At 37.8% G+C, this 16641-nt stretch carries 11 protein-coding genes and 1 CRISPR repeat array; all 11 genes read left to right on the top strand.

Going from position 1 to position 16641, the window contains the following annotated elements; translation table 11 throughout:
- Window positions 1-6: 6 nt before the first annotated feature.
- The 11 genes from OCV81_RS11605 to cas2 all read left to right on the top strand — a co-directional run bounded on the left by OCV81_RS11605 (window position 7) and on the right by cas2 (window position 12397).
- On the top strand, window positions 7-1110 hold the full coding sequence (locus OCV81_RS11605) for an endo-beta-N-acetylglucosaminidase family protein (RefSeq protein ID WP_262640337.1): 1104 nt from the start codon (window positions 7-9) through the stop codon (window positions 1108-1110).
- A 10-nt stretch (window positions 1111-1120) separates the two neighbouring features.
- Window positions 1121-2299 (top strand): BT_3987 domain-containing protein, encoded by a 1179-nt coding sequence (locus OCV81_RS11600; RefSeq protein ID WP_148330143.1) that lies wholly within the window; start codon window positions 1121-1123, stop codon window positions 2297-2299.
- A gap of 220 nt (window positions 2300-2519) precedes the next feature.
- Window positions 2520-3563 (top strand): helix-turn-helix domain-containing protein, encoded by a 1044-nt coding sequence (locus tag OCV81_RS11595; protein ID WP_148330142.1) that lies wholly within the window; start codon window positions 2520-2522, stop codon window positions 3561-3563.
- A gap of 15 nt (window positions 3564-3578) precedes the next feature.
- Window positions 3579-4361 (top strand): CRISPR-associated endoribonuclease Cas6, encoded by a 783-nt coding sequence (gene cas6 / locus OCV81_RS11590; protein WP_148330141.1) that lies wholly within the window; start codon window positions 3579-3581, stop codon window positions 4359-4361.
- 283 nt (window positions 4362-4644) lie between these two features.
- Complete coding sequence (locus OCV81_RS11585; protein ID WP_148330140.1) at window positions 4645-6609, top strand: hypothetical protein; 1965 nt, start codon at window positions 4645-4647, stop codon at window positions 6607-6609.
- A 21-nt stretch (window positions 6610-6630) separates the two neighbouring features.
- Window positions 6631-7653 (top strand): type I-B CRISPR-associated protein Cas7/Cst2/DevR, encoded by a 1023-nt coding sequence (gene cas7i, locus OCV81_RS11580; RefSeq protein ID WP_148330139.1) that lies wholly within the window; start codon window positions 6631-6633, stop codon window positions 7651-7653.
- Window positions 7653-8327, top strand: a complete 675-nt coding sequence (cas5, locus tag OCV81_RS11575) for a CRISPR-associated protein Cas5 (RefSeq protein WP_148330138.1) — start codon at window positions 7653-7655, stop codon at window positions 8325-8327. The genes cas7i and cas5 overlap by 1 nt, the downstream gene beginning before the upstream one ends.
- The gene (gene cas3, locus OCV81_RS11570) at window positions 8324-10597 is read left to right on the top strand and encodes a CRISPR-associated helicase Cas3' (protein WP_148330137.1); all 2274 of its coding nucleotides are present in this window, start codon (window positions 8324-8326) and stop codon (window positions 10595-10597) included. Before cas5 ends, cas3 begins: the two co-directional genes overlap by 4 nt.
- A gap of 9 nt (window positions 10598-10606) precedes the next feature.
- Entirely contained in the window at window positions 10607-11119 is a 513-nt protein-coding gene (gene cas4, locus OCV81_RS11565; protein ID WP_148330136.1) for a CRISPR-associated protein Cas4, read from the top strand.
- A complete protein-coding gene (gene cas1b / locus OCV81_RS11560) occupies window positions 11116-12132 on the top strand; it encodes a type I-B CRISPR-associated endonuclease Cas1b (protein WP_148330135.1) in 1017 nt (338 codons plus the stop codon). The genes cas4 and cas1b overlap by 4 nt, the downstream gene beginning before the upstream one ends.
- A gap of 1 nt (window position 12133) precedes the next feature.
- Window positions 12134-12397 carry a CRISPR-associated endonuclease Cas2 gene (cas2, locus tag OCV81_RS11555; RefSeq protein WP_148330134.1) on the top strand — a complete coding sequence of 88 codons (264 nt, stop codon included), beginning with the start codon at window positions 12134-12136 and terminating at the stop codon, window positions 12395-12397.
- A gap of 213 nt (window positions 12398-12610) precedes the next feature.
- A CRISPR array of direct repeats spans window positions 12611-16537; the repeat unit is 29 nt; unit sequence CTTTTAATCGTACCTTATGGAATTGAAAC.
- Window positions 16538-16641: the final 104 nt, after the last annotated feature.

The following is a 16641-nucleotide window of genomic DNA, read 5'->3' as shown; positions in this document are numbered from 1 at the left end:
AAAGTGATGAAAAGAATAATGAAATATATGGGTGCCTTGCTGGTAGTGGCAGGGTTTGTGGGCTGTTCTGACTGGAACATACCTGAAAGAGAAGTATTCGAAAACCAGAAGGATTTGGAAAAATATATTCCTTTGCTGGAAGCGGAGACAGAAGCTGATTTGACACCGACCATGCGTGACTATTTTGCGAAACTCAGAGAATATCGTAAGACGCCTCATGTGAAAGGGTTTGGTTGGTTTGGTAACTGGACCGGTAGAGGAAGCAATGCACAGAACTATCTGAAGATGTTGCCTGATAGTGTGGATTTTGTCTCATTGTGGGGTACACGAGGCAATCTGTCGGAAGAGCAGAAGAAAGACCTGAAATTTTTCCAGGAAGTGAAAGGTGGAAAAGCTCTTTTATGTTGGATTGTACAGGATTTGGGTGACCAGATGACTCCTCCGGGGCGAAGTGCGACTGAGTATTGGGTTACAGAAAAAGGAGGTGGCAATTTTATGGAAGGCGTAAAAGCATACGCTAATGCAATTTGCGACACGATTGAAAAATATAATCTGGATGGTTTTGATATTGACTATGAACCAGGATATGGTCATCGTGGTACAATGGCAAATTCTTCTACTATTAGTGAGAATTCAGGTAATACTCATATGTATCTTTTTATTAAGACACTTTCCGATCGTTTGCGGCCTGCAGGAAGAATGTTGGTGATGGATGGACAGCCGGATTTGCTTTCAACAGAAGCGTCTAAGTATATTGACCATTATATCTATCAGGCTTATTGGGAAAGTTCTACACAAAGAGTTATTCGTAAAATAACTCAGAATCATTTGGAAGATTGGGAGCGGAAAACCATTATTACCGTTGAATTTGAGCAAGGATGGCGGACTGGAGGTGTAAAAAGTTACACGAGTGTTCGTCCGGAAATCAATGCTTATCCTCAAGGACGTCAGATTTTTGACTATGCCATTCTTGATCTTCCCAGTGGGAAGCGTATCGGTGGTATCGGAACTTACCACATGGAATATGATTTTGCCAATAATCCTCCTTATAAGTGGTTGCGCGAGGCGTTGTATTTGGGAAATGTAGTTTATCCAGGAAAGTTAGATTAAATTTAAAATTATGAAGAAAATATTATATCTCGGAGTTTTAGCAGGAACTATGTTGGTTTGTTCTTGCCAGAATGAATTATATAAAGATCCGACAAGTGAGTTTCAGTCAGAGCAGGGGGCTTATATAAAGGGAGGCGAATCTGCACAGGTGTTTGTGGAAGAGGGACAAGAAGTGAACTTGAAATCGATTACTGTATCCTTGGTGCGACAGGAAGATCATGCACAGACAGTGTCGGTAGAAGTTGGTAATAAGGAACAGTTGGAAGCCTATAACAAGAAACACGGTACAGAATATTTGATGCTTCCTTCTGAAATGTATGAAGTGGGCAAGGAAGTTGTCTTTGATGCAAAACAGACTTCGCAGTTCTTGCCTGTGAAATTGAAGGATGTGAAGTTTTCTTTGCAGGGAAGCTATGCTTTACCTGTGAAACTGAACAACGGTACAGTGCCTGTCGTGTCGGGTGAGGCCGAATCGATAATTGTGTTGGAACAGCGTATCAATACGAAGTGTCTGCGTATGAACGGATCAGGAAGTGAAGATACAAATATGTTCCCGTCAGATTTCAAAGTGGATCAATGGACGATGGAGGTGATGATAAATCGTCATCTTTACAATGCGAATAACCGTTCTATTTGTGGAACTAAACTGGTGTCTAATTCAAGTACCCTTGATGAAATCTATCCTCGTTTCGGTGATGTAACCATTCGTCCGGACCAGCTTCAGATTAAGACGGGTAGCTCTCAGATTGATGTGCCGGCTGATGTGTTTACAGCTCAACCTGATACATGGTATATGCTGGCATTTGTGTACGATGGCAAGAAGAACTATGTGTATGTGAATGGTGAACTGGTGGCCGACCGTGAGATTAGAACGGGTCCTTATGGGCTGGTTGGTTTCTGGATTGGCGGTGCCAATGAACTGGTAAGAGAAGTTCGTTTCTGGAAAACGGCTCGTACGCAACAGCAGTTGAAGCAGTTCATGTGGAAGATGGTAGATGGAAATGATGAGAATTTGCTGCTGTATTATCCGTTGAACGGTAAGAAGCGTAATATAGAAACGGGTGAAATTACAGAAGACGAAAGCATGCTTTGGGACTGGAGTAACAATGAGAAGCATTTGAAGATGGCTCCTGGTGCCAAATTTGATAATAATGACGGAAAGGGGTTTGTATTCCCGCTTGTTGATTAGTTTTAGATTTTTATTAGGAAGAAAGGCTGTCTCAATTCTATTTGAGATGGCCTTTTCTCGTATTTATGCGATGATTTTTTCTGTTTATTACTAAGATTCCTTAAAGATTTTTTGAGGTATAGCTTTCTATATAAGAAAAAGGTTTTGGTTGATAAGATACTGAAAAAAATATATATTTGTAAACCGATTGGGCTTATGAATCAAGTAAAGATAAGATGATATGCAAGCGGAAGAATTGAGAAATATGCGTAAAATGCGTGGGTTGACTTTAGATGAGGTCTGTCAGAAGTTAGGTCGATTGGTGTCTAAGCAGGCTTTGTCTAAATATGAAAGAGGAAAAATGCGTCCGTCAGTTCAGGTACTTGATGCATTGTTGAAGATTTATCAAGTATCTCCTGCCAGTCTGAGAATGAGTTTTCCTATGAAAATTGATGGTTGGAACTTTCGTCGTGGAGAAATATTGTCGGCAAAAGAGGAGGAGGCTGTTAAGAGTGAAGTGAATGTGTGTCTACAACGTTATGTGTATTTGGAACGTAAACTAGGCGTTTCGACTTCTTTCAAATCTCCTTTCTCTCAGAAACTCTATTCTTCCATTGAAGACATGGAGGTAGCGGCGGAAATTTTGCGTAGAAAATGGGAGTTGGGAACAGATTCTATTTCTTCTGTCTGCCGTATAATGGAAAATGCAGGAATAAAAGTGTTAGAGCTGGAAATAGATGAACGGATAGACGGATTAAGTGGATGGGTGAATCGACAGATTCCTTTTGTCGTGTTGAATAATCGGAATGTAACTGTAGAACGGAAACGTTTTACAGCTTTACATGAATTAGGACATCTACTTTTTCAGTTCTTGGAACGTTTGGATATACGTACTAAAGAAAAATATTGTCATCGTTTTGCTTCTGCCTTATTGTTTCCTGCTAAGAGAGTTTATGAGTCTTTTGGGAAAAAACGTTCATACCTATCCTTGGAAGAGCTCGTGGATTTAAAAAACACTTATGGTATGTCTGTCGCGGCGCTTGTACATCGGGCGAAAGATTTGCATGTAATCACGGCGGTTTATTATAACCGTATTTTTGACGAGTATGTCAAGAAAAACAAATTGGAAGAAGGATGGGGAGGATATCTTCTCCCAGATAGGGCAGAGCGTTATTGCAGAATGGTGCGTCGTGCTTTGTCTGAATCACTCATGACAGAGGATAACTTGCAGGCTTTGTGTGATGGAAATATGGATGAAATAATAAAAGAGATACATATATTATAACAAGGAAAGAAAGGTATGCGATTTAAATTACAATTAGAGGTCAATAAAAGAGCTTTTGGTAACCGGTTACCTATAAATTATCAATATGAACAGTCGTCTGCAATATACAGAATTCTGGCATGTGCGGATAAAGATTATGCTACTTGGCTCCATGAAAATGGTTTTCGTATGGAAAATGGAAAAACGTTTAAGTTCTTTTCTTATTCTCGTTTTGATATAGAAAGATATAAGATACTGCATGAAGAGGGGAGACTACTTATCTTGTCGGATACGGTAGAGTGGCAGATTAGTTTTTTGCCAGAGAAAAGCACCCAAAGTTTTATTCAAGGGTTGTTTATGGATCAGATATTTGAAATTGGTGATCGGAAGTCAACCGTACAGTTTATTGTGCGTAATGTGGAGGTGATGCCTTCTCCAGAATTTACGGAAGAGATGACGTTTCGGACTTTGTCTCCAATGTGTTTGAAGCTCCGCCATGAAGGTAGGAAGGTAGATTATTTATCTCCGACAGATTCTGCTGCTTCTTATATTCTTTTTAAAGGGCTTATAGAAAAATATTCTTTGTTTTATGGAACTGAATGTCCTTTTCATGTAGAAGGCTGTCGCCTAGAGGTTTTAAGTTCTCCCAAATCTGTATTGGTGAAGATAAAGGCTGATACTCCACAAGAAACTAAGGTACGAGGCTTCATGTGTAGGATGAGGATTTCTGCCCCTTTGGAATTGATGAGATTTCTTTATGAATCATCGGCAGGAAGTCTTTCTTCAATGGGATTTGGATTCTTGAAAGTTGAAAAATAACTCCCCAACTGTTTATTGGGGAGTATGGTGCGATTGTAATGTTTGACAAACCAAACATACTAAATTTCAATTCCTCTAAATGCAAAAATAAAATATTTGAAACCAATTCTTAAGGAGTTCTTCTTTGTTTTTGGAAAAATAACTTATATTTGCAAGTAGCTTTCAAACAAAACATACTAATGGAAAAATAACATTAGAACTACTATGAAAATAAAACCGATTTCGAATGAAGATATAATATGGAATTAATTACCTTGATATTGAAACCTTATTTAATTTAGTTATGAACATAATTAGTCATTATACAGGAAATCCGATGGTCAACAATGCTTTGATGACAATTAAAGCATTGGCTGGATTGGATGATGTGCGGGACATTACTACAGATGTTTTGAATACCATGATGAAAAGAGTGTGCGATGAACTCCCTTATTCTTTGATGAGTCTGAATCTGCGTTTCAAAAGTTATACGATGCTTTTTACGAAAAATGGGCCATTGTATAACGATAAGAAACTTGGTGAGAAGATATATGAAATGCTGTTGTGTAAGATTGTGGACGGTTTTGAAGCAGAAGGCGACAAACAATGTAACTTGACAGGATTACATTATACTAAAACGTTCTCTGATTTTATGCTGGAAACATTGGTTGATCTAGGAGTTCCAGAGAAAGAAGCGAAGAAAAAGGATTTGACTTTAAACAGATGCTGGTTTCCTTTATTGGGGGGATTAGGTTCCGATGCACAGTCTCTACCTATGGCGAGGGAGACGTATAATGTACATCCCATTTGCGTGGTATTGTTGCAGTTCCTGCCTTTTTGTGCTTACATTTATAAGAAAGGTATTCTGCTTGTTGATTCTACGGCTTTGGAGTTTTGTGAGGAGTTTGTGGAAGAGAAAGTAAATAGTTTAGTCGAAAAAGTAGCAAACGTAGTCATGACGAATGAGCCGATTGAAAACATGAAGGGGGCTACAAAAGGGAATTATATTTTGGAAGCCTTGGAAGTCATGGAAAAATGCAAGGCCGATTGTGAATATGCAGATGTGAACTTGTGGAGTTTTTCGAATTCGGGTGCAGGTGCCAGTTGTTCTATAGACAGGGTACCTAATGAATTACTTAGGCGGTTGGCTTTATTGCGTAAGCGTCATAAGGGAGAACTGGCACGTATATTAAATACTCCTGCATTAAGTTCAAGTTTTTTGGAATGTTTGTCTGATAACAGGGAATGGTCGGGCCTTTATCCGGCTAAAAAATATGAAGGGGTTAGTGTGGGGTTTTTCGAGTCTTATTGGAAAGCCATTCATCAAGAGAAAAAGACTGCAATGGCCCAGTATATTTCTGGCCTGATAATGAAATATAAAGATGCAAAAGATGACGCTGTGTTGGGCAAAACTGATGCTTATGATGCAAAAAATGATTATACATCGTTGCTGAGCAGAATACTATGGCGGGCAACAGAAAAAGGAGACTGGTCAATGAGTTGTCAGATAGCGATCTTGGATGATCCTGAGTCCTTGCCCATTTCATATCGTTGTTTTCAGATTTATAAATTGGTGCATTTTTACTATCAAAAAGGGGTATCCCTTTCTGATTGTCCTTCACTGAACGTCAAGGACACGATGGCATTCCGGTTTTGTGCGAAGATGATTCATCTGATGGAAAGTTCTTCTGATTATCCGAGGGAAAAAGATCGTATCCCGGAATTTCGATATGGGGAGCAAGCTAATGATGTAGATTCTTCTGTATTTGATAAACAATTGATAGAGAATGCTTGGAAAGACGGAATTTATCGTCTGTATTCCTTATTTTATACCACGAATGGCAAGAAAAACATATACGGAGTCTGTGCTTTGTTGAGATTGTATAATGGAAATAGAGAAGATTTATCCTTAGAGGAAGAAGACATAGAATTTCCTGTTCAGCCGTTGGATGCAGATATAAAGAAATGGTTAGACCGTATCAATGAATTTACTTGTCAATATGTATCGTATAGATTTCAGGATGCGGTGGATAAATCAAAATATGTAACGCTATGTAATAAGATTAAACGTTCAATCCCTCGTAGCGATTTACGATTACAGATGATATGGTTTTATTCTATCTTGCAACGTCTGAATGAAAGTGGCAAAGAATGGAATGAATACGATTTGATTTATGATCCTTGGGGTAATTATGCGTTCAAGACATTCTTGTTTGCCTTCAGACTCAAACTGAATGAAATTTCTTCAAATAATATTGAAAATAACTAGTAACCTTAAAAATAGAAAGTTATGTCAGAACAAATTAAAAACATTACAGGAAATGTGTTGTGTGATGCAACCGCTACTTTTTTGAATGGTGCCGGATTGGCAACTGGAGAAGATCAGAATACAGTAATCCCAAAGACTTTCAAGGAAACAGTGAATGGACGCAAGGAAGAAGTTCCTTACGTGTCGGCACAAGCATGGCGTCGTTGGCTTAGGAATACCGCAAATGAAGAAAATGGTTGGCAACCCAGCGAACTACATGCCATTGATACAAATACGAAAGGTTCTACCTCAAAAATTGCCACAGAATTAGACCCTGTTATTTATCCGGAGGATGACTTGTTTGGATATATGAAAAGTGGTTCTAAAGGTGAGGAGAGCATTCAGCGTACGTCTCCCTTCAAAACTTCCATTTTGAAAGGAATCCCCAAGATGCGTGCTTTAACAATAGATAATGCTTTTGTTTTTCCGAAAGACGGAACCCCTTTACCTTATTCAACTCGCTTTTATGCTACCCATTTGGAAGGATTCTTTAATTTGGAATGTTACCGTTTGGGTTGTTTCGTGAATACGCCGTCTCGTGTGGAGTTGTCAAAAGAGCTGGTAGAAAAGTATAAAGAATTTCTCGTGGAGGATTCTTCACAGAAAAATGTACAAGTCTATACGCTTCAGAATGCGGAACAACTGAGAAACGAACGTGCTGCAGGTTTGCTGAGAGGGCTGGTACATCTCCGTGGAGGCGCAAAGATGGCAGCATTTGGAGCCGATGTCTCTCCTAAAGTGATTGTATTTGCGGGAATGTCGTCTGCAAATCCTTGCTTTAATAACTTATATATAGGAGACGGCGAGCGTCCGAAGTTAAATGTGGACTTGTTGAAGGAATTAGCTGAAGATTATAAAGACAAACTTCAGACTCCCGTTTGCATTGGAATCCGAACAGGATATTTGGAGAATGAAGCAGAAGTAAAAGCGTTGAACGGGGATACCTTTATAGTGGATAGCCCTATCAAAATAGTCGAAATGTTTGTAGATAAATATTTGAAGTAATGGATAAAGTACTGGAAATACAGTTTGCAGGCTGGACTGCTACTCCTCGTCTTCCGTTTGTTCTTTCCGGAAATGCCCTATGTATGCCAGTACCTCCTTATTCTACTATTTTAGGAATACTAGGTTGCTGTCTAGGGCGCTTTGTGTCCTGCAATGAAGTGAAGGTCGGTTTCCGGTATCTTTATGATACAGTCTCTTTGGATATAGAAACCCGAAGAAGGTTGCAGTTTGATGGGAAGAAAATAAAGAACCATGACAAAGGGAGTGATGCATATACGCGTGAATTTCATACGAATCCTGATTTAACCGTCTGGATTGACCGTATAGACTGGAAGGAGTATTTTGAGTCTCCTATAGGAACTCCGGCATTAGGGCGTTCGCAAGACTTGCTCCAAATTAAAAAAGTATGTGTCAAAGAGGTGATACCTATATCGGAAGGAACTTTGAAAGGTTGTATGATTCCTTTTGATGCAAATCAGATTATACCCGGGCAGCTTGTGCAGATTGCAGAGTCTTATGCCGAAGGAGAGAATATTGGGAGTGGAAGAATCCCTGTAAATCCGATGATGTTTGTGGCTATTCATGGTGAGGGGGTACATGTGAAATGTACTAACTTATATCGAACTTTGGATGAGCAATTTACAGATTTTTATATGCATACGTTTACGATATGAATATAGAGGATATAAAGAAAGTAAGAGCTAAAAGTGATGGAATCACTTTGTATGAGCATACTTGTATGGTAATAGAGACAGGACTGAAGTTACTTCAGTCACTGTCTTTATCGGATACTGAAAGAACTTTCTTAACACAAAATTTTGTGCCAGCTGCGATTCTGCATGACTTGGGAAAGGTGCATCCGACCTTTCAGAAAAGGTTGAATGGTGACAAATATGCCAGTATCCGTCACGAATTGGTCTCTGTCTGGTTTGCAAAAACTTTTTTGGAGGTAAACGATGCAGTGCTGTTCGCTGTTGGAACACATCATAAAAGCGTAGAGTCAAATTCTTGTGAAAGGTCTTTGGAAATGCAAGATTTGAATGACATCAGTATTTCAGTGGATGAAGGAATTTATTTACCATTCTCTGAAGGAACCATGTGCTTGGAAACCTTACAGTCATGGCTCTCTTTATTTGCAGAAGAATTTGTTTACAGACAAGAGGTATTAGAAAAAATTCCGTCGACTTTCTGTTATATGTTCAGAAAAAGTAAGCAAGTAAAGGCAGTGCCTTGTTTGGAAGACCGGCAGCATTTCTCTCTGTTGAGAGCTTTCTTGCAAGCGGCAGATCATTTGGCCTCTGGAGGTCGGGCAGAAATTCCCGATTACCAGTTGATATCTTTGAATGATTTCCAGCCACACGACAAATCCACTAAATTCCCGTTTCGCCATTTCCAAGAGAAGTTACAACAATGGAAAGGGGATGCAGTTCTGCATGCACCTACAGGATCAGGCAAGACGGAAGCTGCTTTAAGCTGGGTATATGCCAATCAGTTGGAAGGCAATCGTTTGTTTTATCTGTTGCCTTATACGGCCTCTATCAATGCGATGATGAAACGTCTGTGCGATGTATATAATCGTTCGGAAGTAATGATACAACATTCTAAATCTTTGAATTTTATCTATAACGAATTGTGTGAGGAATCTTCGAATGTAATTCCCGATTATATAGAACTTGAACAAAATGCCCGGAGTTTGAATACCCTGTCGCGTGAGGTCTATTATCCGGTAAAAATTATGACTTTACACCAACTATTACGGGTACCTTGTCATGGAAAAGGATGGGAGTTCTCTATGTTGGAATGTCAGAATGCTCTGTTTGTCATTGATGAATTTCATGCGTACAATGCTTTTTTGACCGGAAAAATGTTGGGAACGGTTAAGATTTTCAGGAATATTTTTGGAGCCAAGTTCTTGTTTATGTCTGCTACTATCCCAAATTTTTTGTTGAAGGAAATTGTAGAACAGATTTATGAGGGAGATTATTCCCGAATCGTTCGTCCGGATTCTACATTTTCATCAGATGCCTGTGTGATGGGAAGACAACGTCATCATTTGATTTGTCATGCACAAGAAAATATAGGTCAGTATATTGGTCAGATTGAAGCTGATTTGGAAAGTGGCCTTTCTGTGCTGGTTGTGGTCAATAATGTAAAAACTTGTCAGCAGATTTATCAGGAAATAGATTTTGATGATTCAAAGAAGATGATGTTGCATGGCGGATTCAACCAAAAATCAAGGAGAGAGATAGAGCATTTTGTGACGCATGCAGATAGGAGCAAACGTCCTCAACTACTGGTAGCCACACAAGCGGTTGAAGTAAGTTTGGATATAGACTACGATACTGCTTATATCGAAAATGCTCCTATAGATTCCCTGATCCAACGTTTAGGCCGTGTAAATCGCACTGGAAAACTGGTGGATGTTTCTGGTCATAAGAAAATGGCCGATGTACATCTCTTTGAGGAAATAATAGGTAAAACTCCTTTTTATGATGAGCAGTTATTGCGAGATACCTGGATTGTAATGTTAGAGTTGGATGGTAAAAACTTGTCGGAGGATGATTTGATCAGGGCTTGCAATGACGTGTACAAAGATGGATATTCTGAACAACAAAGGAAGGATTTTGAACAGGGATTGAATTCTGTTTCTAATTTTGAAAAGAAGTGGATTGCTGGGATATGTGAAGACTGGGCTGATGAAATATTGGATCAGAATAATCAGAAAGTAGATGTGTTGTGCTATAATCTGAAAGAAGAATATTGTGGCTTGGTGGAACAGAAACGTTATATCGAAGCAAATGAACTGTTGGTTTCTGTATATCCTTATCATTTGAATAGAAAAAATCGATCAAAGGATATAGATGTATGGATTGCAGAGGAATTATTCTATGATGAGAAACAAGGTTGTATAGAAAGAAAGCCTGATTGTTATGAGATAATATAATGAATAAACATGCAAATTACTGGTACACACTTTAATTATTATCAAGTATGCAAACGCAAGCTTTGGCTATTTGCAAATGGCATTAATTTTGAACATACCTCTGACCTTGTGTTTGAGGGTAAACTGATTCATGAGGATTCTTATCCGCAGCGTTCAGCGAAATATGAAGAGATTGAGTTGGATGGAATAAAGGTTGATTATTATGACACCAAGAATAAAGTGATTCATGAAATCAAAAAATCAAACAAGGTAGAGAAGGCCCATGAATGGCAGGTAAAGTATTACCTATATGTGTTTGAGAAGAATGGGATTGAAGGGGTGACTGGTTTGCTTGAATATCCTGTTTTAAGAAAAACTCAACCAGTCAATCTAACGGATTCCGACCGCGGAGAGATAGAAGAAATGAAGGAAAATATCGAGACTATTGTTTCTGATGAGCAATGTCCACCTTTGGTTCAAAAATCATGGTGTCGTAATTGCAGTTATTATGAATTTTGTTATTGTAAGGAGATGGAAGAATGAAGAAAACTTTTTATTTGTTTAATCCGGGTATTTTAGAGAGAAAAGATAACACATTAAAGTTTACTCCTTGCACGGAAGAGGGAGAAGATACTCCTGTTTCTTCTCAGCCCCGTTATTTGCCAGTGGAAGATATCAGTGAGTTTTATGTGTTTGGCTCATTGCGTGCGAATAGTTCGTTGTTTAATTTTCTAGGCCAGAAAGACATTGCTGTTCACTTTTTTGATTATTATGAGAATTACACGGGTTCCTTCATGCCGAGAGATTGTTTGCTTTCCGGTAGGATGCTGTTGGCACAGACTGCCCATTATCAGAATCTCAAAAAAAGAATGTGTATCGCTCAGAAATTTATTGAAGGAGCGGCTTATAATATGATTAAGAACCTTCAGTATTATAATCGGAGAGGGAAGGATATGGAAGAATTAATAGCTCTGATGAAAAAACTTTCTTCTCAAATACCTCAGACTGGTAGTACGGAAGAACTGATGGGAGTGGAAGGTCAGATAAGGCAATATTACTACACGGCATTTAATTTGATACTGAATGACTTTGAAATGGGTACTCGTACCAAACGTCCTCCACAGAATGAGGTAAATGCACTGATTTCCTTTGGTAATATGGTGTGCTATACGCTTTGCTTGCGTGCCATTCATCAAACCCAGCTGAACCCTACTATCAGTTATTTGCATACACCTGGTGAGCGTCGTTACTCCTTGGCATTGGATATTGCGGAAATCTTCAAACCCATTATCGTAGACCGAGTGATTTTTAAGGTTTTAAACCGAAAGGAAATTCAGGGAAAACATTTTGATTGGAAGTTGAACAAATGTTTGCTTAATTCCATGGGAAAGAAGATATTTGTAAAAGCTTTGGAGGATCGGTTGCAGGAAACCATTCAACATCGCTCTTTAAAGCGTTCAGTCAGTTACAAGCATCTTGTAAAATTGGAGTGCTATAAATTGGCCAAACATTTGTTGGGTATGGAAGAATATAAACCTTTTAAGATGTATTGGTGATATGTATGTAATTTTAGTGTATGATTTTGGAGAGCGGAGGGTAGGAAAAATGTTGAAATTGTGCCGAAGGTATCTGAACTGGATTCAGAATTCTGTTTTTGAAGGTGAAATATCGGAGGTTCGTTTAAAGGAACTGTTGATGTTATGTGATGCTTTTATGAAAAAAGAAGAAGATAGTATAATTATATTTAGTGGTTCTTCCCAATATACGATGGATAAGCGAATTGTAGGAAAAGAACGGTCTAATATAGATGTCTTTCTCTAAATAAATTTTGTCGATGAGGCTTATGTTTCTGTTTTCAGGAAATTTATATGCCTAATAGTTCTTTGACTTATTGAAATACAGATACTTATGAAAATGTCGATACCTTGGGATTTTTTTAGAATTAGGCATCGACATTTTTTCTTGTAATTTTTTTCTATATTTGCATTTTATAATGACTTTATTTTCAGTATATAATAAAAATGAAAATGAAGACTTTTAATCGTACCTTATGGAATTGAAACTGTTTAAACGCGGAGCTGATATCAATCAGCTTTGCTTTTAATCGTACCTTATGGAATTGAAACGTGATATATTGTTCCTTGGCCTTCGTTCATCAACTCAACTTTTAATCGTACCTTATGGAATTGAAACATCTGATACGAATAATAAGCAACAGATGTTGATACTTTTAATCGTACCTTATGGAATTGAAACACCATCATGCCCACTCGGGCACTCGGAGACCTCGGGCTTTTAATCGTACCTTATGGAATTGAAACTGATTTAGGCATGTCGCGAATTGCTCTAAGTAGACTTTTAATCGTACCTTATGGAATTGAAACTTGTTTTTAACCCTTACATACAATGATGCTCACACTTTTAATCGTACCTTATGGAATTGAAACGTCTTTTCCAAACTGGTAGTAATAGGTTTCCATTCCTTTTAATCGTACCTTATGGAATTGAAACCAGGTCAGGACGGTGTGCTCCCTTACGAAGGCCGCCTTTTAATCGTACCTTATGGAATTGAAACAGGAATACGGTTTTGCTACCTCTATCGGAGGAAAGACTTTTAATCGTACCTTATGGAATTGAAACATCTAAGAAGTGGTCAGATAAACAGAACTCTGCTGACTTTTAATCGTACCTTATGGAATTGAAACAGCATCCTCTATAAAATGCAAACACTCAGTAATGGTCTTTTAATCGTACCTTATGGAATTGAAACTATTAAAGTAAACAGCTGTACTTGGAGCAACAAATACTTTTAATCGTACCTTATGGAATTGAAACTACGCAGGTTACATCGCAGATGGTTTGAAAAAAACTTTTAATCGTACCTTATGGAATTGAAACAGTTGAGGTGATAACGGGCTTTTCTTTACATCGGCTTTTAATCGTACCTTATGGAATTGAAACATCCAACGGCATGATAGGACTTTTTGGCTTGTCAAATCTTTTAATCGTACCTTATGGAATTGAAACTTCTCATCGACCAAGGCCGTACGAAGAACAGTCTTGCTTTTAATCGTACCTTATGGAATTGAAACCAACGAGGCTTATGAACATCGTTATAAGTGAGAGCTTTTAATCGTACCTTATGGAATTGAAACTTTTTAAAAGGGAAAAGAAATGGCATTAACACAAGCTTTTAATCGTACCTTATGGAATTGAAACTTGCTCATCAATCTGCCGTTCAAGATTTTCTCTATTCTTTTAATCGTACCTTATGGAATTGAAACGCATTTCCGCATTGCTTGTGTCTGATTCGCTTTTTCTTTTAATCGTACCTTATGGAATTGAAACATCTTAATGATAATCAAAATAAATTTTGCTACATCTTTTAATCGTACCTTATGGAATTGAAACTATGTTCCTTGCCTTATTCCGAAACGGCGGGTTCGGCTTTTAATCGTACCTTATGGAATTGAAACATGCTGAACATTCCTGTAGGTACTTACTACTACGACTTTTAATCGTACCTTATGGAATTGAAACTTGTTGTACGCTTAACATCCCCAGCAAAGGCTATCTTTTAATCGTACCTTATGGAATTGAAACTGTGTTCATTCTGAGCATCCTGCTGTTCACTACCGCTTTTAATCGTACCTTATGGAATTGAAACCAGACTTGTTCATTGTATGATTATCTTGGTTTGCCGACGCTTTTAATCGTACCTTATGGAATTGAAACAACATTGATGAAAGATTTGGTTGTTGTTTCGACTCTTTTAATCGTACCTTATGGAATTGAAACATCCAACGGCATGATAGGACTTTTTGGCTTGTCAAATCTTTTAATCGTACCTTATGGAATTGAAACTCGTAATCGGTTTGGCATACATTTCTCCCGTGCCCGCTTTTAATCGTACCTTATGGAATTGAAACGCAAGTTAGTTGATGAAGTGGCACAGATTCGGCACTTTTAATCGTACCTTATGGAATTGAAACTTGTTGTTTGAGGATGAAATGCAGCTTATCAAGAAACTTTTAATCGTACCTTATGGAATTGAAACTTAGTAAAATTTCCGTAACAGTTGACGGACTTACTGACTTTTAATCGTACCTTATGGAATTGAAACCATCTTCCACTGCTCATCAATCTGTTTCTCTAAATTCTTTTAATCGTACCTTATGGAATTGAAACAGGACGAAGTCGGCCACGATCATCACGACGATGAACTTTTAATCGTACCTTATGGAATTGAAACTATCTTATGTCAAATGAAGAATCTATGCTATCAAACTTTTAATCGTACCTTATGGAATTGAAACAAGGGTCCGAATAAATAACTGCAAACTTTTTCATATCTTTTAATCGTACCTTATGGAATTGAAACTTATTACACGGGACACAATATGCAAAACCGATACTCTTTTAATCGTACCTTATGGAATTGAAACTTTGCTCGTATACACTGTTTCTACCCAGTCTTGGTCTTTTAATCGTACCTTATGGAATTGAAACTCGGTTTCCCTGACAGTAGTCGACTCGAGGCGTGATCTTTTAATCGTACCTTATGGAATTGAAACCTTTTTCGGGGTCGAAGTCGAAGGTATATGCCAGCTTTTAATCGTACCTTATGGAATTGAAACACTGTTGGAATACTATCAGGAGCAAGGAAAGAGACTTTTAATCGTACCTTATGGAATTGAAACGTTGGTAGGCATATCCGTTTATCTGTGTGTCCAGCTTTTAATCGTACCTTATGGAATTGAAACTTTCTCCCATCGCGACACCTTCTTGTCTTCCTGCCTTTTAATCGTACCTTATGGAATTGAAACTCCAAAAGGAACGGATACAACCCACCACCCCTTTTGGCTTTTAATCGTACCTTATGGAATTGAAACAGAATTATTACTTCTCCGCGTGCAAACTATTTGGTCTTTTAATCGTACCTTATGGAATTGAAACCGGTATAGTTTGTAAAAATAATCAAGAATGATTGATCTTTTAATCGTACCTTATGGAATTGAAACTAGTTTTGACACTGATTATGTTGCTGGTGTTGCATACTTTTAATCGTACCTTATGGAATTGAAACCTGAAAGAAGAGGTCCTGAAGGTTTAGACGTTTGCCTTTTAATCGTACCTTATGGAATTGAAACTGATGAGATACCTCAAGCCCTTGAGAAGTCTCATCTTTTAATCGTACCTTATGGAATTGAAACAACGTCTGATTCAATGTATGGAATCGGTATTAACACTTTTAATCGTACCTTATGGAATTGAAACATAAGTTGGTTGCTGTTGTTCCGCTCTCAGTTCTCTTTTAATCGTACCTTATGGAATTGAAACTTACTTACATATCAGAAGATTTATGCTGATTCTGGTCTTTTAATCGTACCTTATGGAATTGAAACGTTGTTGAATAGGTCACTCATATAAGTTTTCAGAACTTTTAATCGTACCTTATGGAATTGAAACTATGATTTGGAAGATATCGACAAGATAAGGCAAACTTTTAATCGTACCTTATGGAATTGAAACTGAGGCAATTGCTTTTGTTTCAGGATTGTTATATACCTTTTAATCGTACCTTATGGAATTGAAACCCTTTCACAGACATAAGAGATTTAATTCCTCCCTCTTTTAATCGTACCTTATGGAATTGAAACGTAGAACATACTTTTATTAATATCATTGTTATATTCTTTTAATCGTACCTTATGGAATTGAAACTGGATATTAATGAGGTTACAAATTAATCGTACCTTATGGAATTGAAACCTCCTGAAATTTTGATACGGAAGTTCATGTTAATCTTTTAATCGTACCTTATGGAATTGAAACTTAATTACAGCGCATTTCTGACCTTTTCTCAAATCTTTTAATCGTACCTTATGGAATTGAAACGCAAGTACCAAAGATTCTTGAACTCGTCCTTTACCTTTTAATCGTACCTTATGGAATTGAAACTCATTTGGAGGTGTAAAATCATTGCTGTCCGGAGAAAATTCGCCAAAACAGCTATTATTAATTAATAATCAGTTAGTTACCAAGCTAATAAAATTTTTCGATTA

It is taken from the genome of Phocaeicola fibrisolvens, assembly GCF_025567125.1.
Lineage (GTDB): Bacteria > Bacteroidota > Bacteroidia > Bacteroidales > Bacteroidaceae > Phocaeicola > Phocaeicola fibrisolvens.
Note: the sequence above shows the minus strand (reverse complement) of the source record. Positions and strands in the feature narration are given on the sequence as shown.